Origin of the sequence: Xanthomonas sp. WHRI 10204 (assembly GCF_040202875.1) — a bacterium.
Lineage (GTDB): Bacteria > Pseudomonadota > Gammaproteobacteria > Xanthomonadales > Xanthomonadaceae > Xanthomonas.
In genome coordinates this window covers 790,216-813,436 of the sequence record NZ_JBEGDW010000001.1, presented here as the reverse complement: position 1 = coordinate 813,436, position 23,221 = coordinate 790,216, and the positions used below count along the sequence as shown (strand labels likewise).

17 protein-coding genes, 2 other RNA genes and 1 riboswitch are annotated in these 23,221 nt (G+C 65.6%); of the genes, 2 read left to right on the top strand and 17 right to left on the bottom strand.

Annotated elements, in window-relative coordinates; genetic code table 11:
* Window positions 1–27: 27 nt before the first annotated feature.
* The 13 genes from cobO to ABQZ00_RS03495 all read right to left on the bottom strand — a co-directional run bounded on the left by cobO (window position 28) and on the right by ABQZ00_RS03495 (window position 17,399).
* Window positions 28–639, bottom strand: a complete 612-nt coding sequence (cobO, locus tag ABQZ00_RS03555; RefSeq protein WP_055848972.1) for a cob(I)yrinic acid a,c-diamide adenosyltransferase — start codon at window positions 637–639, stop codon at window positions 28–30.
* Window positions 636–1,247 (bottom strand): hypothetical protein, encoded by a 612-nt coding sequence (locus ABQZ00_RS03550; RefSeq protein WP_503064237.1) that lies wholly within the window; start codon window positions 1,245–1,247, stop codon window positions 636–638. The genes cobO and ABQZ00_RS03550 overlap by 4 nt, the downstream gene beginning before the upstream one ends.
* The gene (locus ABQZ00_RS03545; RefSeq protein ID WP_323537578.1) at window positions 1,244–1,837 is read right to left on the bottom strand and encodes a hypothetical protein; all 594 of its coding nucleotides are present in this window, start codon (window positions 1,835–1,837) and stop codon (window positions 1,244–1,246) included. Before ABQZ00_RS03545 ends, ABQZ00_RS03550 begins: the two co-directional genes overlap by 4 nt.
* Before the next feature lie 247 nt (window positions 1,838–2,084).
* Window positions 2,085–3,962: a TonB-dependent vitamin B12 receptor gene (gene btuB / locus ABQZ00_RS03540; protein WP_323537579.1), complete on the bottom strand. Its 1,878-nt coding sequence runs from the start codon at window positions 3,960–3,962 to the stop codon at window positions 2,085–2,087.
* 115 nt (window positions 3,963–4,077) lie between these two features.
* Window positions 4,078–4,303: riboswitch (cobalamin riboswitch) on the bottom strand.
* Between the two features lie 695 nt (window positions 4,304–4,998).
* Window positions 4,999–5,074: non-coding RNA, sX9 sRNA (locus tag ABQZ00_RS03535), on the bottom strand.
* 68 nt (window positions 5,075–5,142) lie between these two features.
* The gene (locus tag ABQZ00_RS03530) at window positions 5,143–6,429 is read right to left on the bottom strand and encodes an O-acetylhomoserine aminocarboxypropyltransferase/cysteine synthase family protein (RefSeq protein WP_323537580.1); all 1,287 of its coding nucleotides are present in this window, start codon (window positions 6,427–6,429) and stop codon (window positions 5,143–5,145) included.
* Between the two features lie 823 nt (window positions 6,430–7,252).
* Window positions 7,253–9,838, bottom strand: coding sequence for an ATP-dependent chaperone ClpB (gene clpB, locus ABQZ00_RS03525; protein ID WP_115528713.1), 2,586 nt, complete (start codon window positions 9,836–9,838; stop codon window positions 7,253–7,255).
* A gap of 201 nt (window positions 9,839–10,039) precedes the next feature.
* Window positions 10,040–10,873 (bottom strand): ATP-binding cassette domain-containing protein, encoded by an 834-nt coding sequence (locus tag ABQZ00_RS03520; RefSeq protein ID WP_323537581.1) that lies wholly within the window; start codon window positions 10,871–10,873, stop codon window positions 10,040–10,042.
* A complete protein-coding gene (ssuC, locus tag ABQZ00_RS03515; protein WP_323537582.1) occupies window positions 10,870–11,664 on the bottom strand; it encodes an aliphatic sulfonate ABC transporter permease SsuC in 795 nt (264 codons plus the stop codon). The genes ABQZ00_RS03520 and ssuC overlap by 4 nt, the downstream gene beginning before the upstream one ends.
* Window positions 11,665–11,710: 46 nt before the next feature.
* Window positions 11,711–12,679 carry an aliphatic sulfonate ABC transporter substrate-binding protein gene (locus ABQZ00_RS03510; RefSeq protein ID WP_503064236.1) on the bottom strand — a complete coding sequence of 323 codons (969 nt, stop codon included), beginning with the start codon at window positions 12,677–12,679 and terminating at the stop codon, window positions 11,711–11,713.
* Between the two features lie 11 nt (window positions 12,680–12,690).
* Window positions 12,691–13,731: an L-glyceraldehyde 3-phosphate reductase gene (mgrA, locus tag ABQZ00_RS03505; protein ID WP_323537583.1), complete on the bottom strand. Its 1,041-nt coding sequence runs from the start codon at window positions 13,729–13,731 to the stop codon at window positions 12,691–12,693.
* 16 nt (window positions 13,732–13,747) lie between these two features.
* Entirely contained in the window at window positions 13,748–15,076 is a 1,329-nt protein-coding gene (locus ABQZ00_RS03500) for an LLM class flavin-dependent oxidoreductase (RefSeq protein WP_323537584.1), read from the bottom strand.
* A gap of 67 nt (window positions 15,077–15,143) precedes the next feature.
* Window positions 15,144–17,399 (bottom strand): TonB-dependent receptor, encoded by a 2,256-nt coding sequence (locus tag ABQZ00_RS03495; RefSeq protein ID WP_323537585.1) that lies wholly within the window; start codon window positions 17,397–17,399, stop codon window positions 15,144–15,146.
* A gap of 270 nt (window positions 17,400–17,669) precedes the next feature.
* Here ABQZ00_RS03495 and ABQZ00_RS03490 point away from each other — a divergent pair, with 270 nt between their 5' ends.
* Together ABQZ00_RS03490 and ABQZ00_RS03485 are read left to right on the top strand one after the other, a co-directional pair.
* Window positions 17,670–17,978 (top strand): GIY-YIG nuclease family protein, encoded by a 309-nt coding sequence (locus ABQZ00_RS03490; protein WP_323537906.1) that lies wholly within the window; start codon window positions 17,670–17,672, stop codon window positions 17,976–17,978.
* A gap of 47 nt (window positions 17,979–18,025) precedes the next feature.
* Entirely contained in the window at window positions 18,026–18,733 is a 708-nt protein-coding gene (locus ABQZ00_RS03485) for a glutathione S-transferase (protein WP_323537586.1), read from the top strand.
* 209 nt (window positions 18,734–18,942) lie between these two features.
* Here the strand turns inward: ABQZ00_RS03485 and ABQZ00_RS03480 are convergent, their stop codons facing one another.
* From ABQZ00_RS03480 to ABQZ00_RS03465, 4 genes are all read right to left on the bottom strand, one after another.
* Window positions 18,943–19,758 (bottom strand): DUF3014 domain-containing protein, encoded by an 816-nt coding sequence (locus ABQZ00_RS03480; RefSeq protein ID WP_323537587.1) that lies wholly within the window; start codon window positions 19,756–19,758, stop codon window positions 18,943–18,945.
* 256 nt (window positions 19,759–20,014) lie between these two features.
* Entirely contained in the window at window positions 20,015–21,184 is a 1,170-nt protein-coding gene (locus ABQZ00_RS03475) for a lysozyme inhibitor LprI family protein (RefSeq protein WP_323537588.1), read from the bottom strand.
* Window positions 21,181–22,782, bottom strand: a complete 1,602-nt coding sequence (locus tag ABQZ00_RS03470; RefSeq protein WP_323537589.1) for a SulP family inorganic anion transporter — start codon at window positions 22,780–22,782, stop codon at window positions 21,181–21,183. The genes ABQZ00_RS03475 and ABQZ00_RS03470 overlap by 4 nt, the downstream gene beginning before the upstream one ends.
* 247 nt (window positions 22,783–23,029) lie before the next feature.
* Window positions 23,030–23,108: non-coding RNA, sX9 sRNA (locus tag ABQZ00_RS03465), on the bottom strand.
* Window positions 23,109–23,221 lie beyond the last annotated feature (113 nt).

The following is a 23,221-nucleotide window of genomic DNA, read 5'->3' as shown; positions in this document are numbered from 1 at the left end:
CAGGCAATTGCACGCGCGTGGTCATGCCTACAACTCGATGCCGAGCTGCGCCTTGATGCCGGCGTTGAAGGCATGCTTGATCAGGCGCATCTCGGTGACGGTGTCGGCGACCTCGATCAACCCGGCCGGCGCACCGCGCCCGGTGATCACCACATGCTGCCCCGGCGGACGCGCAGCCACGGCTGCGAGCACCTCGTCCAGCGCGATGTAGTCCTTGACCAAGGCGATATTGAGTTCGTCCAGCAGCACGAAGTCGTAGCGCGGGTCGGCCAGCATGCCGCGCGCCAGTTGCCAGGCGGCCTGCGCAGCGGCGATATCGAGTGCACGGTCCTGGGTTTCCCAGGTAAAGCCTTCGCCCATCACGTGGTAGTCGAGCAGATCCGGAAAGCGGCGGAAAAACGCTTCTTCGCCGGTGGAAAACGTGCCTTTGATGAATTGCACCACCCCGCAGTACAGGCCATGCCCGAGCGAACGCGCCAGCATGCCGAAGCCGGACGAACTCTTGCCCTTGCCGTTGCCGGTATTGACCAGCAACACGCCACGGTCGATGACCGCGCGTGCGATACGTCTGTCCACCAGCTCCTTCTTGCGCTGCGCGCGTTCGCGGTAATGCGCGTCGTCGTGTTCGGGTGTGCTCATGCGCTTGCTCCAATCGGGTGACGTGCGACGATGCCACGTAGTGCAGCCAGCAGCGCGAAAGCGACGCCGACATAGCCTGCCAGTGTGCCGAGTGCGTGCGGATAATAGTCAGGCACGCGCGCGACAAAACCGCCCAGCGTGGCCTGCGGATAACGGCCGGATAAGAAGTAGAAGCCGCCCTTGGAGAGCAGATACGCCAGGCTGCCGCTGAGCAGCACTGCGCACAGCAGGCGGGCCGCATCGCGCCACACGTCGCGGTGCAGCTGCGAGGCATACACGCGCCCACCCAACCACAATGCTGCATACGCCAACGCCAGTGCCCAATAGGCCGGCGACAGACACCAATCGCTGATGCTGCCGGAGACCAGGCCGATCAGATCCAGCGCAGACGCCACCCCGAACAGCAACGGCAGCATCCACCGCGGGCGCAACAAGGCACCAGCCAGAAAAAACACTGCCCAGGATGCGCTGGGCAATGCATCCACGCTGGCGAAATGCTCGCCGCGCGTGCACACCATCAACAGCACCAACGCGCTACCGCACATCCATGCGGCGGTGCCTTGCAGTGGCGCGCGTGCCGGCGTGCGCGTTTGCCGCGCAATCGTCATGACCGCTCCAGCGGGGCCGATAACGGCGCCGCAATGCGCGCGGCACGCCAGCGCAACACACACCACGCACCGGCAAGCGCAACCGCCAGATACAGCGCGGTGGTACGCACGAACAACGGGCCCCACTGCGCTGCGCGCTGCAGATACTGCGCCCAATGCGGCTCGGCATAGCGCCCGCCCCACCAGTAGAACGCGCCGTTGGAAATCAGGAACGACACCACTGCGGCCAAGGTGCCCAGCCCCCACGCAATCCACATTGACCTCGCATCCGGGCGAAGGCGCGCGTGATAGGCCCGGCCGGCATACCACAGCACCCCGTACGCCAACGGTAGCGCCGCGTAGGCGGCGGTGATGCAGAAGTCGCTGACACCGGCCACCGTGACCGCGGCCCAATCGATCACCACCGACAACACCAGCAGGGCGACAAAAAACGCATGCCGTCGCAGTGCCAGACCGCCCAGAAAGAACACCGCCATCGACGCATCCGGCAGATGCAGCCAGTCGCTGACGTGATGGAAGCGGGTGGCAGTCATCACCAGCATCAAGCTGATGAAGACAGCACGTTCGGCGGGACGGGAGAGCGGGGTCATCGGTGTTCCTTCGAGTACAGACGCAGATGCGCTAGCAGTGGAGACAGGCAAACGGGAGATGCTGCAGTGTACGAGTGGCACATTGCTGCTGATGCTGCCGGGTCACTGGCGGTCCCGCGGCAGCCGATTGCTCAGTGGTGCGTTGGAGCGACGCACTGCCGCCAGTGCGAGGAGTTGCGCGATGCTGCGGCCGGTCGCTATCGGCCGCATGCATCCCGCCATCGCACATGCCATCGGCTGCCGCGCGTTACTGCGCCGCCTGGTAGCGGAAGGTGAGCAGATAATTGCGCCCCGGCTGCGCATACCAGCGTGCGGTCTCGTACTGGCGGTCGAAGACATTGTTTGCGGTGAACTGTACCTTCCAGTCCGCGTCGATCGCATAGCTCACGCGCAGATCCAGCAGGCCGTAGCCGGCCAGCCGCTCGGTGTTGGCCAGATCGTCGTAACGCTTGCCGGAACCGAACAGGCTAGCGCCGACGCTGAAGGCACCGAAGCTGCGGTCGGCATCAATGCGCCCGCTCTGCCGCGCACGCCGCGGCAACCAGTTGCCGTGATTGACCTCGCCATCGGCCTGCGGCTGCAGCCAGGTCAGCGCGCTGCGCACGGTCCAGCCGGCCAGCTGGGTGTCGTAGCCGGCTTCCACACCGCGAATGCGCGCCTGGTCGATGTTGTTCGGCTGCCCGAACGGATGGGTGGCATCCACCAGCGAGGCGTCGTAGGCGATCAGATCGTCGATGCGGGTCTGGAAGGCATTGAGCGTCCAGGTGCCCCAGTCGTAGCTGCCGCGCAGCCCCAGCTCGGCGCTCTTGGAGGTCTCCGGCCCCAGCAACGGATTGCCGTAATCCGGGTAGTACAACTCGTTGAAGGTGGGCGCCTTGAACGCAGTGCCGTAGCTGGCGGTCACGCGCAAATGCTCGGCGAAGTCCCAGCCCCACAACAGGCTGCCGGTGGTCTTGCCACCAAACTGGCTGTTGTCGTTGCGACGCAGGCTGGCTTGCAACGACTGGCTGCCGAAGCTCTGCTGCCACTGCGCAAACGCAGCGCGGTCGATGCGGCTATCGGCGTCGTAGGTGTCGCTGCTGGCGATGGCGTCGCGCTGCCAGTCGAAACCGACCGTGAGCAGGCCCGGCCCGGTGTTGACATCGGCCTGCAGCGAGCCCTGCTTGCGGCGTGTGTCGTAGGTCGACAGGTACGCACCCTCGTAATACGCGTCGCTGAAATCGGCGCTGCTGCCCAGGCTGGCGGTGAACGTCAGCGCATCGCTGGGCGCATAGCGCACGCGCCCGCCCACGGCCTGCTGCACGCCCTTGGACAGATTGCCGCCGAAAGCCGAGCCGTCGTATTCGTTGCGGCTCTGCGCGCGCAGAGCGTGCACGTCCGCATCCCACTGCCGATTGAAGCGCCAGCCGCCCTGCGCGCTCAGCGAATCGTTGCGATAGCCGTCGCGATCCGGATCGTAGGCACTGGAGCTGGTGTCCAGATACGCATTGATGCCATCGGTTTCGTCATGCACGGCGTTGACCGAATACCAGCCGCCGGCTTCGCTCAGATCGCCCTGGCTGCGTCCGGCGACACCGGCGCCATAACGGCGCGCATTGTCGCTGCCGGCCGCCACGCTCAGCGTCGGCACGAAGCTGCCTTGCGGGCGACGGGTAAAGATCTGGATCACGCCGCCCAGCGCTTCGGAGCCATACAGGCTGGAAAACGGCCCGCGCACGATCTCGATGCGCTCGATCTGCTCGATCGGCAGGTCCTGTAACGCCGCACCGCCGGCGGTGGCCGAGCCGATGCGCACGCCGTCGATCAGCACCACCAGATGATCCGATTCGGTGCCGCGCAGGAACAACGAGGTCGCCTTGCCCGGACCACCGTTATTGGCCAGCGACACCCCGGCTTCGCCACGCAGCAGGTCCTGCAGCGAATTGATCTGGCGGCGCTCGATCTGCGCACGGTCGATCACCGTGACCGGCGCCAGCGTCTGGTCCTGGGTCTGCGCGGTCCGCGAAGCGGTGACCACCACTTCGTCCAGATCGATGGCGGCTTCGGCCTGGGCCAGATTGATCACGCACAGCGACAACCCCGCGGCCAACACGGCGCGACGCGGCAAAACGGAAGAAAGGGACATCTACTGCTGCTCCTGAAACCGCGCCGACCCGCGCGGGGGCAATGGGGCGACACGCAGCAACGGGCCAGCCGCCCGACGCAGCAGCATCGGACGCGCAAGGCCACGCCCACCGCGTGCCGGGTCAATCCCTCAGGCCGGTCTCCGGGCTTGCGAGCGGAAGCGGATGCTTCCCGGGTCTGCGCCTTCCCATGCAAAGCACAGTGGCGTGACGTGCAGACCCTTGTCTCGCCCACCGTTGCGGGGGCAGCTCCGGAATTGCGACTCGCCCAAGGCGATGCGCGCACCGGATTCCCGTTTAAACCACCGGCCAGCCGGCAGTCACCTCAGGGGCGCGCATGGTAGCAGGATTGGCTGGCGCCTCAGTGGCCTGGTGCGACCGACCAAGCGCAGCGCGTCGCCACGCGCCGGGGTGGTGACAGCTGATTGCTTGTCCCATCGGGAGAAGGTGGCGCGCAGCGCTGGATGAGGGGACGCAGCGCAACCTAATGCCATGGATGCAAGCAGCATGCTGGGGTTGCTTGCATGTCCGCCATCGAGCTTTATCTCGCACATATGCGTGGGCTTCGCCCCCGTAATTGAGCCGGCGATCCATCCCCCCGCTCCGCGCCCCGACCCGCGCTTGCGGCGCGTGCGCTCCAAGGCACCCGCGCATGGCGGGCAGCTGTACCTACTCGCCCCGAAGAGAGAGGGCCTAGCCGCTCCGGGCGGGAGAGGGGCTCAAGCCAAGCGTCATTGGCGTGTTCAAGATGTCCGGGTCATGGAAGCGACGTCACGAGGCGGCAGCGCGGCTGGGGATTGGCGGAGAGCGGCACAAGGATGTGCCGCGGCGGCGAGTCAGACAGGATGTCTGACCGAGCCGAAGAGCCGATCCCCAGCCGCGCTGCCGCCCTTACCGAAGCCAGTACCGGCGGGCACCGTGCTTTGCCATACCCAGCCCAACCCCGCTCCGCGCTAGCAGTACGAGCGCACCAAGACACGCGCGCCGGTGGCGCGCGCACCGTGCCTCGGTATCCGACGGGAGCGCTGTTCCAAGAGTGGCCAACAAAACGTAGCGAGCAGTCGTCAGGTGGGTGTGGACGGCGCGGAGGAACCGGAGTGGACGCGTGGTACCTGCCGCACCGAGTACCGGCCGCGCTCGCCTGGCGGTGAGCACAGTCGAAGTGTTGGCTGCGCTAAAACCTCACGCTCCCTGTAGCGCCTGCTCCAGATCCGCCAGCAGATCGTCGATATGTTCGATGCCGATCGACAGGCGCACGGTGTCTTCGCTGACGCCGGCATGTTCCAGTTCGGCAGGATCAAGTTGCCGGTGCGTGGTGGATGCAGGATGCGTCGCCAGCGATTTGGCATCGCCGATGTTGACCAGTCGCGTGAACAACTGCAGCGCATCCAGAAACCGCGCACCCGCCGCACGTCCACCGGGCAGGCCGAAGGTCAGCACACCCGAGCCGTGCCCGCCCAGATACTTCTGCGCCAGCGCATGCTCGGGATGATCCGGCAACGCGGCGTAATTGACCCAGGCCACCCGCGCGTGTTGCTGCAGATATATCGCAATCGCCAACGTGTTGGCATTGATGCGCTCCATGCGCAGCGGCAGGGTTTCGATGCCTTGCAGGATCAAAAATGCATTGAACGGCGACAACGCCGCCCCGGTATTGCGCAGCGGCACCACCCGTGCGCGGCCGATGTAGGCGGCCTCGCCCAGCGCGTCGGTATACACCACGCCGTGGTAGCTCACGTCCGGCTCGTTGAGCCGCGGAAACCGTGCCTTGTGCTCCGCCCACGGAAAGCGCCCGCTGTCCACGATCGCACCACCGATACTGTTGCCATGCCCGCCGAGATACTTGGTCAGCGAATGCACCACGATGTCTGCGCCGAAGTCGATCGGCCGCAGCAACGACGGGGTGGCCACGGTGTTGTCCACGATCAGCGGTACGCCGTGCGCATGCGCCACGGCCGCCACCGCTTCGATATCGGTGATGTTGCCGCGCGGATTGCCGATCGACTCGACGAACACCGCCTTGGTACGGTCGTCGATCAGGCCGGCAAACGCCTGCGGATCGCGATAGTCGGCAAACCGCGTGCTGATGCCGAACTGCGGCAGCGTATGTGCGAACAAGTTGTAGGTACCGCCATACAACGCACTGGACGACACGATGTTGTCGCCCACCTCCGCGATGGTCTGGATGGCGTAGGTCACCGCCGCCTGCCCCGACGCCAGCGCCAGTGCTCCGATGCCGCCTTCAAGTGCGGCGACGCGCTGTTCCAGCACATCGTTGGTCGGGTTCATGATGCGGCTATAGATATTGCCCTGCACCTTCAGATCGAATAGATCCGCGCCGTGCTGGGTATTGTCGAAGGCGTAGGCAACGGTCTGGTAGATCGGCACCGCCACCGCGCGCGTGGTCGGATCGGGGCAATACCCGCCATGCACGGCGATGGTTTCGGGCTTCCACTGCGGGTCGGTCATGGTGCGGCTCGCTATCGGAAAGAATGCCGACCATAGCCGGGACCGCACGTTTGTTTGCAAACGCGCAGTGATGAACTCATGCCGCCCGGTTGTAAGCACAGCCGTGCACCGCCTGCGCCATCCACCTAATGCAACCTGATGAGCCCGGCCCTGCTTGCCGATCGGCGACGGCGAACAGCGGAAGCGTGGTGGCGTATCCGGCGGCGGGACCGTGTGGCGGCATGGATGCCGCCACCGAGCCTCCATGGACGGATTCACGGCGTGTCCCGACGCCGGATGCGACACCGCGCACCGACCAACCCAACACGTGCAACGCCTGCAGGTTTCGTGCGAACGCTTCGGTCACTGAGGGCGCTTGCACGCGTATCGGCGGTTGTGGTCGGTGGCTGAGACACCAGCGATGGCTGATTTGCCGATCATTTGTTGCACCGTGGCCTGAGCTGACGCATTGCTTGCAACGCCATGGAGTAAGCCGATGCGCGCTACGCCTTGCCCAGCTTTCAGACCTTGGGTCGAAGATGGCGCTCTTTGACCGTAGCGCTCCATCGTTGCAGCCGCAGGCCTGCGAAAGCTGCCGGCGCGACCTGCTGCAGCCTGGATGCGCTGGCAGTCTTACTGCCTGGTGGTTTGTAGAAAGACACGGCATGTCCGCAGCTGAGGCTCGGGGATAACCCACTAACGCAATACCGGGCACTGCCTGCGCAGTGCCCGCTATTGCGTCAACCGTTGGCGCCGGTGCGTGGAGATGCCCACAGACGATGCTTCGTCAGTGTATGGCTCCGATGCCATTGGCGTTGCGACACGCCCCCATCGCCCAACCTCATCAGCCCTTCGTAAACGCCAGACGCCCACCCTCGACACGCACGCGCACGGTGTCGCCGCTGATGTAATGCCCGGACAGGATCTGCTGGGCCAGCGGGTTTTCCACCTGCGACTGGATCGCGCGCTTGAGCGGTCGCGCGCCATACACCGGGTCGAAACCGACGTTGCCGAGCAAATCCAGCGCGGCATCGTCCAGATCCAGCTTGAGTCCGCGTTCGGCCAAGCGCTTTTCCAGGCCCTGCAACTGGATGCGCGCGATCGACTTGATCTGCGCCTTGTCCAGCGGATGGAACACCACGATGTCGTCCAGCCGGTTGATGAACTCCGGGCGGAAATGCGCCTGCACCACGCCCATCACCGCGGCCTTCATCTGCGTGTAGGCCTCGGCACTGTCGTCGCCGGAGAGCTCCTGGATCTGATGCGAACCCAGGTTGGAGGTCATCACGATCACCGTGTTGCGGAAGTCCACGGTGCGGCCCTGACCATCGGTCAGACGGCCATCGTCGAGCACCTGCAACAGGATGTTGAAGACATCGGCATGCGCTTTTTCGACCTCGTCGAGCAGGATCAGCGAATACGGGCGACGGCGCACCGCTTCGGTGAGATAGCCGCCTTCCTCATAGCCCACGTAGCCCGGAGGCGCACCGATCAGGCGCGACACCGAATGCTTCTCCATGAACTCGCTCATGTCGATGCGGATCATCGCTTCGGTGCTGTCGAACAGGAAGTCCGCCAACGCCTTGCACAACTCGGTCTTGCCCACGCCGGTCGGGCCCAGGAACAGGAACGAACCACTCGGACGATTGGGGTCGGACAAGCCGGCACGCGAGCGACGCACCGCATCGGACACCACCTTGATCGCCTCGTTCTGGCCGACCACGCGGTGATGCAGTTCGTCTTCCATGCGCAGCAATTTATCGCGCTCGCCTTCGAGCATCTTGTTGACCGGAATGCCGGTCCAACGCGACACCACTTCGGCAATTTCTTCGGCGGTCACGCGGTCCTGCACTAGCTTGAAGTCATGATGCTCCACTTCGTTGGCCAGCAGCATCTGCTTTTCCAGCTGCGGCAACACGCCGTACTGGATCTCGCTCATCTTTGCGTAGTCCTGGCGACGCTGCGCCGCTTCCAGCTCCAGCTTGGCGTGCTCGATCTGCTCCTTGACCTTGGTGGTGCCCTGCAGCGCAGCCTTCTCCGACTTCCACAGCTCGTTGAGGTCGTAGAACTCGCGTTCGAGCTTGTCGATATCGGTTTCCAGGTCGGCCAGGCGCTGACGCGAGGCGTCGTCTTTTTCCTTCTTCAACATCTCGCGCTGGATCTTGAGCTGGATCAGACGGCGCTCCAGGCGGTCGAGTTCTTCCGGCTTGGAGTCGATCTCCATGCGGATGCGCGATGCGGCCTCGTCCATCAGGTCGATGGCTTTATCCGGCAACTGGCGGTCGGTGATGTAGCGGTTGGACAAGGTGGCCGCCGCCACGATGGCCGGGTCGGTGATCTCTACACCGTGGTGCACGGCGTAGCGTTCCTTCAAGCCACGCAGGATGGCGATGGTGTCTTCCACCGTCGGCTCGCCCACAAACACTTTCTGGAAGCGACGCTCCAATGCCGCATCTTTTTCGATGTACTTGCGGTATTCGTCCAGCGTGGTGGCGCCGATGCAATGCAGCTCGCCGCGCGCCAGCGCCGGCTTGAGCATGTTGCCGGCGTCCATCGCGCCATCGGCCTTGCCCGCGCCCACCATGGTGTGCAACTCATCGATAAACAGGATGATCTGGCCTTCGTTCTTCGACAGGTCGCTGAGCACCGCCTTCAAGCGCTCTTCGAACTCGCCACGGAACTTGGCACCGGCAATCAGCGCGCCCATGTCCAGCGACAGCACCCGCTTGCCGCGCAGGCCTTCGGGCACTTCGCCGTTGATGATGCGCTGGGCCAGGCCTTCGACAATCGCAGTCTTGCCCACGCCGGGTTCGCCGATCAGCACCGGGTTGTTCTTGGTGCGCCGCTGCAACACCTGGATGGTGCGGCGGATTTCTTCGTCGCGGCCGATCACCGGATCCAGCTTGCCGCTCTCCGCACGCGCGGTGAGATCGATGGTGTATTTCTCCAGCGCCTGGCGCTGCTCTTCGGCATTTTCCGATTGCACGGTTTCGCCGCCGCGCAGCTTGTCGATAGCCGCTTCGATCTTCTTCTTGTCGCCGCCGGCCGCGCGCAGTGCTACGCCCAGCGGGCTGGCGTCGTCGGCGGCGGCCAGCACAAACCACTCGCTGGCGATGAAGGCATCGGCATGTTGCTGAGCGAGCTTGTCGGTCTGGTTGAGCAGGCGATTGAGATCGTTACCGATCGACAGGTTGCCTTCCTGCCCGGAGACCTTGGGCAAGGTATCCAGCGCCTCGCCAAGACGCTCGCGCAGCGACGGCACGTTGACCCCGGCCTGTGACAGCAGCGGGCGCGTGCTGCCACCGCTCTGGTCGAGCAGCGCGGCCAGCACGTGCACCGGCTCGATGATGTTGTGGTCGCGGCCCACGGCCAGCGACTGTGCGTCGGCCAGTGCCTGCTGGAACCGCGAGGTGAGCTTGTCCATCCGCATGGGAAATCCTCTGAACGGGTGGCCGGCAACGCCGGCGATACCGTGCAGATGCGGCTGCCGAGCGGGGTTTCAAGGTTTGACCGGCACGGAACGAACCGAGACCAAGGCCCCCGAGACCGCCTTATCCGGCTCCAGAGTGTCGTTGCACGCTGCGGGCAGCGCGGTCTGGCATCGGCCACGGGGCCGACCAACGGACGATTGCTAGACGATCCGTCGCAACGGCACTGCCGCATGCAAAGCGCTGCCACCGCCAGCGATGCCCTGCCCCGCATCGCCCTGCGCGGGAGTTGCCGCCGCACCTGCCTGCGCGGCACCCAGCAGACGCGACAGCACCTGCGCCTGGATCGCGGCAAGTGCGGGCAAGCCAGGCGCGCGCGGGTGTGCCACCGGCACGGCCACATCCAGGCCGACCTGGCCCTGCTCGATCACCACGATGCGGTCGGCCAGCGCGCTGGCTTCGGCCACGTCATGAGTCACCAGCACCACGGTGAAGCCGTACTGCCGCCACAGCTGCACGATCAGCTGCTGCATCTCGATCCGCGTCAACGCATCCAGCGCGCCCAGCGGCTCGTCCAGCAGCAACAACCGCGGCCGATGCACCAATGCGCGCGCCAGCGCCACGCGTTGCCGCTGCCCACCGGACAACGCCGCCGGCCAGTCGCCGCCGCGCGTGCCCAGCCCCACCGCATCCAGTGCCGCCTGTGCCTGTGCGCGCCCCGCGCGACCCAGGCCGAGCGCCACGTTATCGATCACCCGCTTCCAGGGCAGCAGCCGCGCATCCTGAAACATCAACCGCACCGCATCGCGCCGACGCGCCAAAGGTGCATCACCACTGTCCACGCGACCGGCATCGGCGCGCTCCAGACCGGCGATCACGCGCAGCAGCGTGCTCTTGCCGCAACCACTACGGCCGACCACCGCCACACAACTGCCCGCTGCAATCTCCAGATCGATGCCGCGCAACACATCGCTGCTGCCATAGCGCTTGCCGATGCCGCGCAGGCTCAGCGGCAAGCCATTGCCTGCCGCCGTCATCGCGCCACCTGCGCGCGCCGTTGTTGCGCCTGGTGCCAGCCCAGCCACCAGGCCTCGAGCCCGCGTGCGGCCAGATCGGCCAGCTTGCCAAGCAGCGCATACAGCACGATCGCCACCACCACGATGTCGGTCTGCAGGAACTCGCGCGCATTGGTTGCCAGGTAGCCAATGCCGGAGCTGGCGGAGATGGTTTCGGCCACGATCAAGGTCAGCCACATCAGCCCCAATGCAAAGCGCAGTCCCACCAGAATCGACGGCAGCGCGCCGGGCAGCAGCACATCGATAAACAATTGCGGCCCGCGCAAGCCGTAGTTGCGTGCCATCTCGATCAACGCCGGGTCCACGCTGCGGATGCCGTGATAGGTATTGAGATAGATCGGGAAGAAGGTACCCAGCGCCACCAGAAACAACTTGGCGCCCTCATCGATGCCAAACCACAGGATCACCAGCGGAATCAGCGCCAGATGCGGCACGTTGCGCAGCATCTGCAGGCTGCTGTCGAGCAGGCGCTCGGCCACGCGCGACACACCGGTCAACAAGCCCAGCGCAAGGCCAAGGCTGCCGCCGATGGCCAGGCCCACGGCGGCGCGCCAACTGCTGATTGCCAGGTGCTGCCACAGCTCGCCGCTTTGCACGAGCGTGGCCGCCGCACGCAGCACTGCGTCCGGCGCCGGCAGGATGCGCTGCGGCAGCCAGCCAACCGATGCGGCGCCCTGCCATGCCGCCAGCACCGTCAATGGCAACACCCACGGCAGCAGCCGGTTGCCCCAGCGCCATGCGCGAGCGCTCATTGCATCGCCTTCGCGTTGCCGGTGTGCAGCGATGCAGCCGTGCGCATCACTTGCCTGCCGCTTGCGCGGCAACCGTGGCCGGCGCGCGCCACACCGCCGGTGCCACCAGCACGCGCTTGGGCAATAGCCGCTGCGCATAGAACAGGTCGGCGGTGGCCTGCTGCGCCTTGATGACCTCGGCGCTGAGCGGTTGCACGCTGGCCGGCGGGCGGTGCGCCAAGGTGCGCTCCACCACCGCAGGCGACAGCCCACTCACCTGCGCCAGCACCTTGATACTGCCGGCGCGGTCGCGTTCCAGCAGGCCATCGGCCTGATTGAGCGTGCCCATCACCTGCTGCACGAACGGGCCCCATGCCGTGGCATAGCGGCGCGACGACAGAAAGAACCCGCCGGTCAACCCCAACCCTTCGCCATTGGCGAGCAGGCGCGCACTGCCATCCAGCGTCAACGCCGAATACCACGGGTCCCAGATCGCCCAGGCATCCACCTGCCCGGCCGCAAACGCGGCACGCGCATTGGCCGGCGACAGATACAGCGGAGTGATATCGCGCAGGCTCAAGCCGGACTTGGCCAACAACCGCAGCAGCAGGTTATGCGCGCTGGATCCTTTTTGAAACGCAACCCGCTTGCCCTTGAGATCGGCCATGCGCCGCAGCGTGCTCTTGGCCGGCACCAGAATGGTTTCGGCCTTCGGCGTCGGCGGCACCCAGCCCACGTACAACAGATCGGCACCGGCTGCTTGCGCGAACAACGGCGGAATATCGCCGGCCCCGCCCAGATCGACGCTGCCCACGTTCAAGGCTTCCAGCAATTGCGGCCCCGCTGGAAATTCCACCCAGGTAATGTTGGTGCGCGGGAAGCGCTGCTCCAGCAGACGGTGCTGTTTGGCCAGTACCAGGCTCGACACCGCTTTTTGATAGCCGATACGCAGCTGTGCAGGGTCGGCCGCAGACGCGCACGGCAACCACGCGGCACTTATCAACAACATCACGGCCCAGGCCACACGCATGCGCATCGACGCTCTCCTCATTGCCAATCGGTTGACGGTTTTTCCCACAGGTTGATGCCGCCCTCGACCGCAAAGCGATCGATCTCGGCCAACTCTTCCGCGCTGAAGTTCAGGTTCTGCAATGCCGCGACGTTTTCGATCAATTGCTCCGGCCGGCTGGCACCCAACAATGCCGAACTCACGCGCGCATCGCGCAGCACCCAGGCCAGTGCCAGCTGCGCAAGGCTTTGTCCGCGCTTTTGCGCAATGGCATTCAATCCACGTGCGCGTTGCAGGTTGTCGTCGGACAGATGCTCCGGCCGCAGCGATTGCCCACCGGGGCGATTGACGCGCGCATCGGCCGGCACGCCATCGAGGTACTTACCGGTGAGCAGACCTTGCGCCAGCGGCGTGAATGCAATCACCCCGGCACCGATGTCTGCGGTGGCATCCAGCAGCTCGTGCTCAAGCCACCGGTTGAACAGGTTGTAGGCCGGTTGATGGATCAGCAACGGCACCTTCCACTCGCGCAGCAATACGGCGATCTCGCGCGTGCGCGCCGCCGAATACGACGACACGCCCACGTACAGCGCCTTGCCTTGTTGCACCGCGCTGGCCAGTGCGCCGGCGGTTTCTTCCAGCGGCGTGTCCGCATCGAAACGGTGCGAATAGAAGATGTCCACATAGTCCACGCCCAGCCGTTGCAGGCTCTGATCCAGGCTGGACAGCAGATACTTGCGCGAACTGCCGCCCTGCCCGTAGGGGCCGGGCCACATGTCCCAGCCGGCCTTGGTGGAGAGGATCAATTCATCACGGTACGGCTTGAAGTCTTCGCGCAGCAAACGGCCGAAGTTGCGCTCCGCGCTGCCATACGGCGGGCCATAGTTGTTGGCCAGATCGAAATGGGTGATGCCCAGATCGAAGGCGGTGCGCAGTAGCTGCCGCTGGGTGTCGATCGGCGTGCTGTCGCCGAAGTTGTGCCACAGCCCCAGCGACAATGCGGGCAAGACAAGGCCGCTGCGGCCGACACGGCGGTAGGCGATGCGGTCGTAACGATCGGGATGTGCGAGATAGGTCATGGGTGTGTCCGGTAGATCAGCGGGCGCTGAAGCGATTGACGGGGCGTGTCAGCCCCAGATGATCGCGCAAGGTGCGCCCTGCATATTCACGCCGGAACAACCCACGTCGTTGCAGCTCCGGTACCACGTGCGTGGCCACATCGGCCAGGCCACCGGGCAGGTGCGGCACCAATACGTTGAAGCCATCGGCTGCGCCTTGCTCGAACCACGCCTGCAACTCGTCGGCAATCTGCGTTGGCGTGCCGATCAGGCTGTAATGCCCGCGCCCACCGGCGATACGCCGACCGAGCTGGGCAATGCTCAACTGCTCCTGCCCGGCCAGTTCGGTGAACAACTGCTGGCGGCTGCGCTGGCCGGTTTCGGTGAGCGGCAATTCCGGCAACGGGCCGTCCGGCGGATAGCCGGACAGATCGAAGTTGCCCAGCATGCGCGACAGCAGCGCGATGCCCACCTCAGGCTCCACCAGCTCCTGGAATTGCTGGAATTTTTCCTGTGCTTCGGCCTGGCTCTGCCCCACCACGATGAACACGCCCGGCAGCACCTTCAATGCATCGCGCGTGCGGCCAAACTGTTCCAGCCGCCCTTTGATATCCGCATAGAACGCCTGTGCCTTGGCCAGCGACGATTGCGCGGTGAACACCACCTCGGCGGTTTCTGCCGCCAGCGCGCGCCCGGGCTCGGACGAACCGGCCTGCACCAGCACCGGATGCCCTTGCGGCGCGCGCGCGATGTTGAGCGGCCCGCGCACCTGAAAGTGCGTGCCACGATGATCGAGCACATGCGCACGCGTCGGGTCGTGATGCAGGCCGGCCGCCTTGTCGGCAATGAACGCGTCATCGTCCCAGCTGTCCCACAGGCCGGCGACCACCTGCTGAAATTCGCGCGCCCGCGCATAGCGCTCCGCATGCACGTAATGCGCATCGCGATTGAAGTTGAGCGCCTCATCGGCAGCGTCGGAGGTAACCAGATTCCACCCGGCGCGTCCGCCTGACAGATGGTCCAGCGAAGCGAACTTGCGCGCCACGTGATAGGGCTCGTTATAACTGGTGGTCATGGTGGCGATCAGGCCGATGCGCTCGCTTACCGTGGCCAATGCGCTGAGCAGCGTGAGCGGCTCAAATAGGCTGGAACGCGCCATCCGCGGTGCGATCGGCCCGCCGGCTGCGGCCAGGCTGTCGGCCACGAACACCGCATCGAACTTGGCGGCCTCGGCGATGCGCACCATCTCGCGGTACTGCGCAAAATCCAGCGTCTCTGCGCTCGCCTGCGGGTGCCGCCAGGCCGCGACGTGGTGGCCGGTCGCCATCAGGAAGGCACCCAGCGACAGCTGCCGTGGCGCGCTCATCGCCGACCACCCAGCAGGACGCACTGCGCGTGCTTGATCTCACTGTGTAAACCCATCGATTGCATCCTCAAAAATCCTTGTGCACTTGCACGCCGACGTAGCGCCGATCGTCGCGCGGGACCAGCCGGTAGACATTGCCGGTGGCATTGGCCAACAGCGGCGCATACGTGCGATCGCCCAGGTTGCGGCCCAGCACCGCCACCCGCCAGCCATGCGCGTCGTCAGCCAGCGCAATGCTGGCGTTCCAGATCGCATACGGGCCCTGCAGGGTTTGCGCGGTCTGGCTGAGGTCGTACTGCACGCTGTCCTGCCAGCTCACATCGCCGTTGAACTCCACGGCCAGGCTGCCACGCAGCGGCACGCGGTAGCCGGCACGCAGATTGCCCTTCCAGTCCGGCGAAAACGGCAGCGGTTTGCCGTCGACATTGCAGTTGGCCGCCGCTGCCGCCGGGCACGCAAAGCGCTGGATGCGCGCCTGCGTATACGCCAGCGATGCGGCCAGGCTGAGCCGCTCGGTAGGCCGGTAGTCCAGATCCAGCTCCAGGCCTTGCGTGCGCACCTGCCCGGCATTGATCAACCGCGTGACCACCTGCCCGGCCACGGTGTCGAAGAAGTTGGCCTGATAATCGGCATAGTCGGTGTGGAACAACGCCACATTTGCACTGAGCCGGTCGTCCAGCGCGCGCGTCTTCAACCCCAACTCCCAGGCGTTGGACGTCTCCGGCTTCAGCGCCGGCGTGTCGCGCGGCTGCATGTTGAAGAACACGTTGTAGGCCGGGCCCTTGTAGCCACGCGAATAGGTGAGGTAGCCAGTGGTCTGCTCGTTAATGTCGTACTGCAGGCCGGCGCGCCCGGACACGCCATTTTCGGAGGTGCTGCCGGCGCTGGCCGTGGACGGCTGAATCCCGGTGACCGCTGTTGCCGCGCTGGACACGCGCTGATGCTGATACTCGAGCGTGTCGCGGGTCACGCGCGCGCCCAGCAAGGCGCGCAGGTCCGGGCGCCAATGCCAGGTAGCCTCGCCGAACAACGCATAGGTCTGCGCGCGGGTATCGTAATCGGCCACACCCACATTGCTGGCGGTGGGTGTGGTCATGCTGCGGCGGTAGGTTTCGTCGCTACGGGCGTGCAGGTAGTACAGCCCGGCCACCGCTTCCACTGCACGGTCGCGCGGGGTCTGCACGCGCAATTCCTGCGAATACTGCGTGTAACCCAGCTCGCCGCGATCGTGCGATGCCGGAAACGCCGCACTGCGCTGTGCAGTGCGGTCGCCGTCCTGGAACTGCGTGTTATCCCATTGCCGCCATGCGCTGATCGAGGTCAGCACCACCTCGCCGATATGCCGGTCCAGTTGCAGCGACGCGCCCTTGTTGATGTCGTCCAGAAAGGTGGGGTAATCGCTGTTGATCTGGCGGTTTTCGGTACTGCCACGCACCGGCGCAAGCGCAGCGGCAAAGTCGGCGCGTGTGCTGGCAACGACAACACCGCTGGGCGCATCGCTATGCGATTTCAGGTAATCGGCAAGCAAGGTCGCGCTGAAGTCCGGGCTTGGCGTGAGGTCCAGCCGCACGCGTGCGCCGGCGCGCCGGTAGCCATTGACGGTCTGCCCGTCGGCCACATTGCGCACGTTGCCGCCGTACTCGGCCCACACCGCCGACACGCTGGCCTTGAGCACCTCCGGCACCAGCGCACCGCCGATGCTGGCACGCACGCGGTCTTCGTCGCCGCCACCGAAGTGGGAGTAATCTACATAGCCGCCAAACACCTCCGGCGCCGGCTTGCTGACGATATTGAGCACGCCGGCCGAGGCGTTCTTGCCGAACAAGGTGCCCTGCGGCCCACGCAGCACTTCGATGCGTTCGACATCGAGCAGGTCCAATGTGGCCTGTCCCGGGCGGCCCAGCACCACGCCATCGATTACCGTAGCCACGCTGGGCTCCACGCCCGGCGAGGTGGAAATGGTGCCCACGCCACGCAGGAACAACGAGGTGTCCTTGTTGGATGCGCCGGTGCGAAAGGTCAGGCTGGGCACCAGCGCCGGCAGGTCGGCCACGCTGTTGCGGTTCTCGCGCTCCAGGGTCTGGCCCTGCACCACCGACACCGCCACCGGCACCTGCTGCAAGGTCGTTTCGCGGCGGGTGGCGGTCACCGTCACCGCGCCCAACGTCTGTGCCGCGCTCTCCGGCGCTGGTGTGGCTTCGCTCGACGCGTTGGCCAGCGTCGGTGCGCATGCCACTGCAAGACTCCACGCCAGCAACTGCGGTGTTCCCAACAACCTCGAAGCAGGAGCGATCCCCGCAGGGATCCGGTGTTGCACAGGCATGGAGGTCCTTCGTGTGGACTGGAGCGATCGATGTGGAGGGTGGTGTCGCGGCGATTCGGGTGGGTTGCACGCTGTGCAACCGCGCGTTGGCCACGAAGCCGCCTCGACCGCCAATGGCGATACGGCATGCTGTTTGCCAGCGCCATGAGCGTCAAATAACCAATGTTTAGGTGGTTATTCACTCATGCGCGGTCTCGCCTGCACGGGCCGGCGATGCGACCTTGCGACAGCGCGCTGCACAAGTGCGGCATCCACGGCGATAATGCGCAGATGGACGCGCCCAAACCCTGGTTTCTCTACTTGCTGCAATGTCGCAACGGCAGCTATTACGCCGGGATCACCAACGATCTGCAGCGGCGCTTCCAGGCGCATGTGCGTGGCACCGGTGCGCGCTACACGCGGGCCAATCCACCACTGCAGATCCTCGCCAGCCACCCCTACCCCGACCGCGCCAGTGCCTCGCGTGCGGAGTGCGCAATCAAACGCCAACCGCGCGCGCGCAAGCTGGCCTGGCTGCTGGCGCAGCCGCCATGCAGCGCAGGGTCACACCCCGCTGACACCCCGATCACGCCCGCCTAGCCGTCCGCTCACTACGCTGCAGCGCCAATCCGATACCGGAGCAGCGCATGCACTATCAGCTCTATTACTGGACCGGCCTGCAAGGCCGCGGCGAATTCGTCCGCCTGGCATTGGAAGATGCCGGCGCCAGCTACACCGACGTAGCACGCATCGACGGCGACGAGGTCATGACCGACTTCCTGGAAGGCAAGCACGCTGGTGCATACCCATTCGCACCGCCGTTTCTGCGTGCGGGCGAGGTGGTGGTTTCGCAGGTGGCAGCCATCCTGCATGCCATCGGCCCGCAATTGCAGCTGGTCCCAGAGTCAGAGGCGCGGCGCCTGCAGGCATTGCAGTTACAGATGACGATTGCCGACTTGGTGGCCGAAGTGCACGACACCCATCACCCCATCGGCGTCGGGCTGTACTACGAAGATCAACAAGCCGAAGCGGAAAAACGTGCCAAGGATCTACGCGACAACCGGCTACCCAAGTTCCTCGGCTACTTCGAGCAAGTGCTGCAACAGGCAGGCGGCACGCATGTGCTTGGCACCCATTCGTACGTGGATCTATCGCTGTTTCAGCTGGTCAGCGGCCTGGAGTACATGTTCCCCAAGCGCATGGCGACGTTGTCGAAGACGTTGCCGGGGCTGAAGGCCCTGCAGCAGTGCGTGGCCGAGCGCCCGCGCATTGCCGCGTATCTCGCATCCGAGCGCCGCGTGGCGTTCAACACCAACGGCATCTTCCGCCACTATCCGGAACTGGACGCGGCATAGGCGATGCCCCCGGCATCACACAGCGCGCGTGTGCCGGTCAGCTTCAATTTCGGTCAATGCATGGCTGACGCGCGCAAGTCGCTTCTGCTGCGCGTTAGGTGCTACCGCGACTTGCCCGCGTCATTGGGCACCGGCACGCGCCCCAGATATCGCCGATGCAAGGCCGCACAGATGCGGCTTTTGATTTCGACGCAGCCGAACCGCCAACCTCAACGTCCCTGCAACAACACTGTGCGAATGGCCTGCAACTGCACCTTCACTGCGGCAGCCTGGGTTGGCCCCAGCCGCAGCAGTGCCTTCTGCCCGACCGACGCAGATTCCAGCGCGGGATCCGCAAAGAGATAGCGGCCACGCGCATCGCGCACGACCGCAATTGGCTGGCGCGGCTCCGGCGTGCGCAGCAGATGATCGATCACATCGATCACGCGGTCGTTGAAGTAACGGTCCGGCGCGCCCAGGTTGGCATAGGCCTGCTGAAACAATGGATAGAAGCGCACATAACTCCGCACCAGCGCCTGCGCATCCACGCTGGTAAACGCGGCAACATAGGGCGCATAGCGTGCTGCGTTGGCCTGGTCGATCACGCTGCGATCGGCTGCGCTGGCGATCTGCAGTTCGCCCGGCACCGGCTGCAGCACCGAGGCGCGACGGCTGATGCTGGGCTGGGTGAGGTTGTCGACCATCACCACCACGCGTTCGATCAGATGCCCGCGCAGCACGATCGACAGCGCGTCGTCCTGCTGCACCAGGTCCAACAGCGCTTGCCATGCGGCAGCGTCGCTCTGCGCCAATGCCGGAATCGCCGCATCTGCGGCATCGGCCGATGGCGTCTGCACCGGGTGGCGCGGCGCGGCGGGTGCAGGCGGCGACGGTGCGACGGCGGCAGCCACCGCGCTCGCGGTCTGGCTGATGGGCGCGGGCATCGCACCAGATGGATCGGACGGCCCGCGGAACAGCCACCAGGCGGCGCCGGCAATGAGCGGCACCGCCAACAGCCACGGCCAGCGCGAGGACTTGGTTTGCATCATGGAACTCCTGACATCGACAACATCAGGGTGTGACCATGAGATGGTGCGGTGGTTCCATCGATGTGGGGCCGCAGCGCATTCATCGACCGCGCGGGCACATGCCGAGGCAAGACAGCGTCACGCACGCGAGGCAGCAAGCGCCTGATCGGCGCGCGGGCATCAGGCAACCACGCGCCCGCCGCAGATCCGGCTCAAACCACACACGACGCAGCGCTGACGCAAAAAACGAAGCGCTACGTACGCCAAACCGCGCTCAGTTGGCGAAGTCCAAGCGCGCATTCACCCAGGCCGCCACGATCGCGGCGGCAGCCTGATCGGCCTGTTTTGCAGGCAGCTTTTTTTCGCGCACCAGCCACGCCGCGGTATCCGCGCGCACCTTGGGCAACAACGCCCGCACCGCCTTGCGGTCTGCGGCCGGCCACTCGCTGTCATTGCCGTCCCAGGCAGCAATGGCTTGGTCCGGATCATCGCCATAGCGCTTGCGCAAGGCCGGTTGCAGGTACAACAGCGGCGACACCGATGCGCGCAGCGCAATCACGCCCCACTCGGCGTAACTGGCATAGCGGATGGTGCCGGCGTCCTTGCTCAAGGCTTCGATCAAGGAATCAAACCCGTCGTCCAGTTGCTTCCAGCTGGCCAGCGCAAACAAACCACCCGGCGGCTCGCACACCGGGGCAAACGAGTCGCGCGTGGAGCCATACAGCGGCCCGAATGCCTCGTACGCAGGCTCACCCACCGCCGCGAAAATGAAGCAGTGCACATAGGGCCGATTTCCGCTGCCGTCTTGCTCGATCCACATGCGCAGCAGCGTGAGCACGCGTTCGGGCTGTGGCGTTGCCGGCGTGCCGGCAGCGTCATCCAGCAACGACGCCGCAAAATCATCGATCTTGCGCAGGGCCTTGCGCGCACTCTCAAAGCGCGCGTTCGCCAACGCGGCGTCCACACCGGCGGCGGGGACGAACTGATGCAGATATGCCAGCCATGCCGAAGCCAACGGCGCATCGTAGGCCTGCAACTGCCGCGCGGCCTCGGCAGGATTGCCGGGGATGCTGGCGATGATGCGGTCCAGCGCCTGTTGCTGCGCGGTGAGCGCTTTGGCCAGCACATCGGCTCTGGCGCTGAGGCTACGCTGCAGGCAGCCGTCCGGCTTGGCGTCCTGCGCGCAGGCGTTGCGCTGCCGCAGCCAGGCGCGCTGTTGCTCGCGCACACCGGCCACCGCAGCGCGCGGCGTCGTTTGCATCAGCGCCTGGTAGCTCTCGTCCAGTTGATCGTCGAGCAGACTGAGTGCAGGCACCGCGCAGATACGTTTTTCTACCGGCGTACTGGCCTGTTTGCAGTCGAACGAGGCCGCCCACGTAGTGCTGGCGCTGAGCACCAGCGCGCCGCCAAGCAGCAGTCGACCGACACGCGCGTGATGCTTCATTGCACTGCCTCCTTGCGTGCCGGCAGCAGCGACAGCAACAGCAAAGTCACCGACAGCGCGACGTAGGCGCCGACAAATTGCCAGCTGATCGCCCGGGCCAGGCCCTGCAGCGACCAGGGCAGATAGATGCCGCCACGTGGGTCCACCGAATGGATCAGTCCGAACAGCGTCAAGCCCGCAGCGACCAGCAGAAACACCGCAGCGCGGCGCAGCCGTCCATCGATCATCGCCGCCACCGTGGCGATCCACAGCATCGCAGTGATGATGAACCCATTGCCCAGCGCGAAGATTACCGCCAGCTCCGGCAGGCCGTGGCCATCCACCTTCGTGGTCAACGCCACCAGTTGCTCCGGCGCGATCCAGCCCGGTGCCTTGATGGTCAGCAGGTACGCCACTGACGGTAGAAACCCCAGCACCATCGCGCCGGCGTGGTGCCTGGGCGTGGCCTGAAACGCCTGTGTGGTGATGTCGATGGACACGTACACGATGATCGGTGCCAGTACCGCCAGCGGCAGCCATTGCACCAGCCCGCTGATCACCCCGAGCATTCCGCCGATGCCGACAAACAGGCCGGTGAGCAAGGTATAGCCGATGCGCGCGCCCATGTTTTTATACGCAGGCTGGCCGATGTACGGCGTGGTCTGTGCCACGCCGCCGCACACGCCGGCCACCAATGTGGCCAGCGCCTCCACCAGCAGGATGTCGCGGGTGCGGTAGTCGTCGCCGGCCGCGCGCGCGCTTTCGCTGACATTGATGCCGCCCACCACCATCAACAGGCCAAACGGCAGCAGCAACGGCAGGTAGGTCACCGTCGCCGGCAGCCCTTCGATAAAGCCCAGATTCGGCAGCGGCAGCACGATCTGCGGCGCGGTCCACGCAGGCACCGCAAAGCCCGGCGCACCCAGGCCCGCCAGTCCCAGCCCGTAATACAGCGCCGTGCCGATCACGAACGCCACCAGCACGCCCGGCAGTTTGGTCGGCAGGCGGCCCTTGGCCAGCAACACGTACAGCAGCAGCCCCAGGGTGACGAAGCCGGCCACCGGCGAACGCAGCGTCTCCAGCAACGGCAACAGGCCCATCAGCACCAGCGCGATGCCGGCGATCGACCCGAGCAAGGCTGCGCGCGGCAGCGCACGCGTCACCGCCTCGCCAACAAACGACAGCACCAGCTTGAGCAGGCCCATCACCACCAGTGCGGCCATGCCCAGTTTCCAGGTGGCGATTGCCGCCGCCTGCGGATCCAGCCCTTGCGCCTTGAAGCCGGCAAACGCCGGGCCCAGCACCAGCAACGCCATGCCGATGCTGGTGGGCGCATCCAGGCCCAGCGGCATCGCGGTGACGTCGTCGCGCCCGGTGCGTGCGGCCAGCCGCCGCGCCATCAAGGTGTAGAGCAGGTTGCCCACCAACACACCGAATGCAGTGCCGGGAAACATGCGCCCGAACACCACCTCAGCCGGGAACTGAAATATCCCGATCAGCGCCGCCGAGATGAAGCCAAGAATGGAGAGGTTGTCGACGACCAGGCCGAAGAAGCCGTTGAGGTCGCCGGCGACGAACCAGCGCGGCGAGGCCGCAGGACGCGAAGAGGGAGCGGACATGGAGGTCTGCAAGACGTGGGGACAGGCGATGGTAGCCGCTGCCCGGCACCGGTGACAGCGGACCGGTGGGACGGGGTGTTGGCGCGCATGGGATGGGGGGAACACGGCCATCGGCAAGCGCCTACGCATGCCGATGCAGCACGGCGAGACGCGACACGGCAGCGCGCGTCTCGCGTCTCGCGTGCGCGGCAGCTTGACGCGCGCGAAGCAATGCGATCCGACCTCACCAACAACGGCCATTAGCGGCGGCTGACAAAACGTAGCGAGCAGTCGTCAGTCAGATGTGCACGGCGCACTCGGAGCCGCAGTGCACGAGTGCCGGGCACTCGCCGCGCCCGGCAGGTGGCTGCCCAACAGTACTGTTGGCCGCTCTTAGCAGCGCTCAGGCGACCGCGCACAGCATGCCGGCGGCGACACAGAACGGATGCCACAAACCGAT

Excerpts from the sequence above, each read along its gene's own strand:
- ABQZ00_RS03470 (WP_323537589.1), bottom strand. The coding sequence starts at position 22,782 with ATGTCCGCTCCCTCTTCGCGTCCTGCGGCCTCGCCGCGCTGGTTCGTC.
- mgrA (WP_323537583.1), bottom strand. The coding sequence starts at position 13,731 with ATGACCTATCTCGCACATCCCGATCGTTACGACCGCATCGCCTACCGC.
- ABQZ00_RS03490 (WP_323537906.1), top strand. The coding sequence starts at position 17,670 with ATGGACGCGCCCAAACCCTGGTTTCTCTACTTGCTGCAATGTCGCAAC.
- ABQZ00_RS03545 (WP_323537578.1), bottom strand. The coding sequence starts at position 1,837 with ATGACCCCGCTCTCCCGTCCCGCCGAACGTGCTGTCTTCATCAGCTTG.
- ABQZ00_RS03520 (WP_323537581.1), bottom strand. The coding sequence starts at position 10,873 with ATGACGGCGGCAGGCAATGGCTTGCCGCTGAGCCTGCGCGGCATCGGC.
- ABQZ00_RS03510 (WP_503064236.1), bottom strand. The coding sequence starts at position 12,679 with ATGCGCATGCGTGTGGCCTGGGCCGTGATGTTGTTGATAAGTGCCGCG.
- ssuC (WP_323537582.1), bottom strand. The coding sequence starts at position 11,664 with ATGAGCGCTCGCGCATGGCGCTGGGGCAACCGGCTGCTGCCGTGGGTG.
- ABQZ00_RS03500 (WP_323537584.1), bottom strand. The coding sequence starts at position 15,076 with ATGAGCGCGCCACGGCAGCTGTCGCTGGGTGCCTTCCTGATGGCGACC.
- clpB (WP_115528713.1), bottom strand. The coding sequence starts at position 9,838 with ATGCGGATGGACAAGCTCACCTCGCGGTTCCAGCAGGCACTGGCCGAC.
- ABQZ00_RS03495 (WP_323537585.1), bottom strand. The coding sequence starts at position 17,399 with ATGCCTGTGCAACACCGGATCCCTGCGGGGATCGCTCCTGCTTCGAGG.
- cobO (WP_055848972.1), bottom strand. The coding sequence starts at position 639 with ATGAGCACACCCGAACACGACGACGCGCATTACCGCGAACGCGCGCAG.
- ABQZ00_RS03530 (WP_323537580.1), bottom strand. The coding sequence starts at position 6,429 with ATGACCGACCCGCAGTGGAAGCCCGAAACCATCGCCGTGCATGGCGGG.
- ABQZ00_RS03485 (WP_323537586.1), top strand. The coding sequence starts at position 18,026 with ATGCACTATCAGCTCTATTACTGGACCGGCCTGCAAGGCCGCGGCGAA.
- btuB (WP_323537579.1), bottom strand. The coding sequence starts at position 3,962 with ATGTCCCTTTCTTCCGTTTTGCCGCGTCGCGCCGTGTTGGCCGCGGGG.
- ABQZ00_RS03480 (WP_323537587.1), bottom strand. The coding sequence starts at position 19,758 with ATGCAAACCAAGTCCTCGCGCTGGCCGTGGCTGTTGGCGGTGCCGCTC.
- ABQZ00_RS03550 (WP_503064237.1), bottom strand. The coding sequence starts at position 1,247 with ATGACGATTGCGCGGCAAACGCGCACGCCGGCACGCGCGCCACTGCAA.
- ABQZ00_RS03475 (WP_323537588.1), bottom strand. The coding sequence starts at position 21,184 with ATGAAGCATCACGCGCGTGTCGGTCGACTGCTGCTTGGCGGCGCGCTG.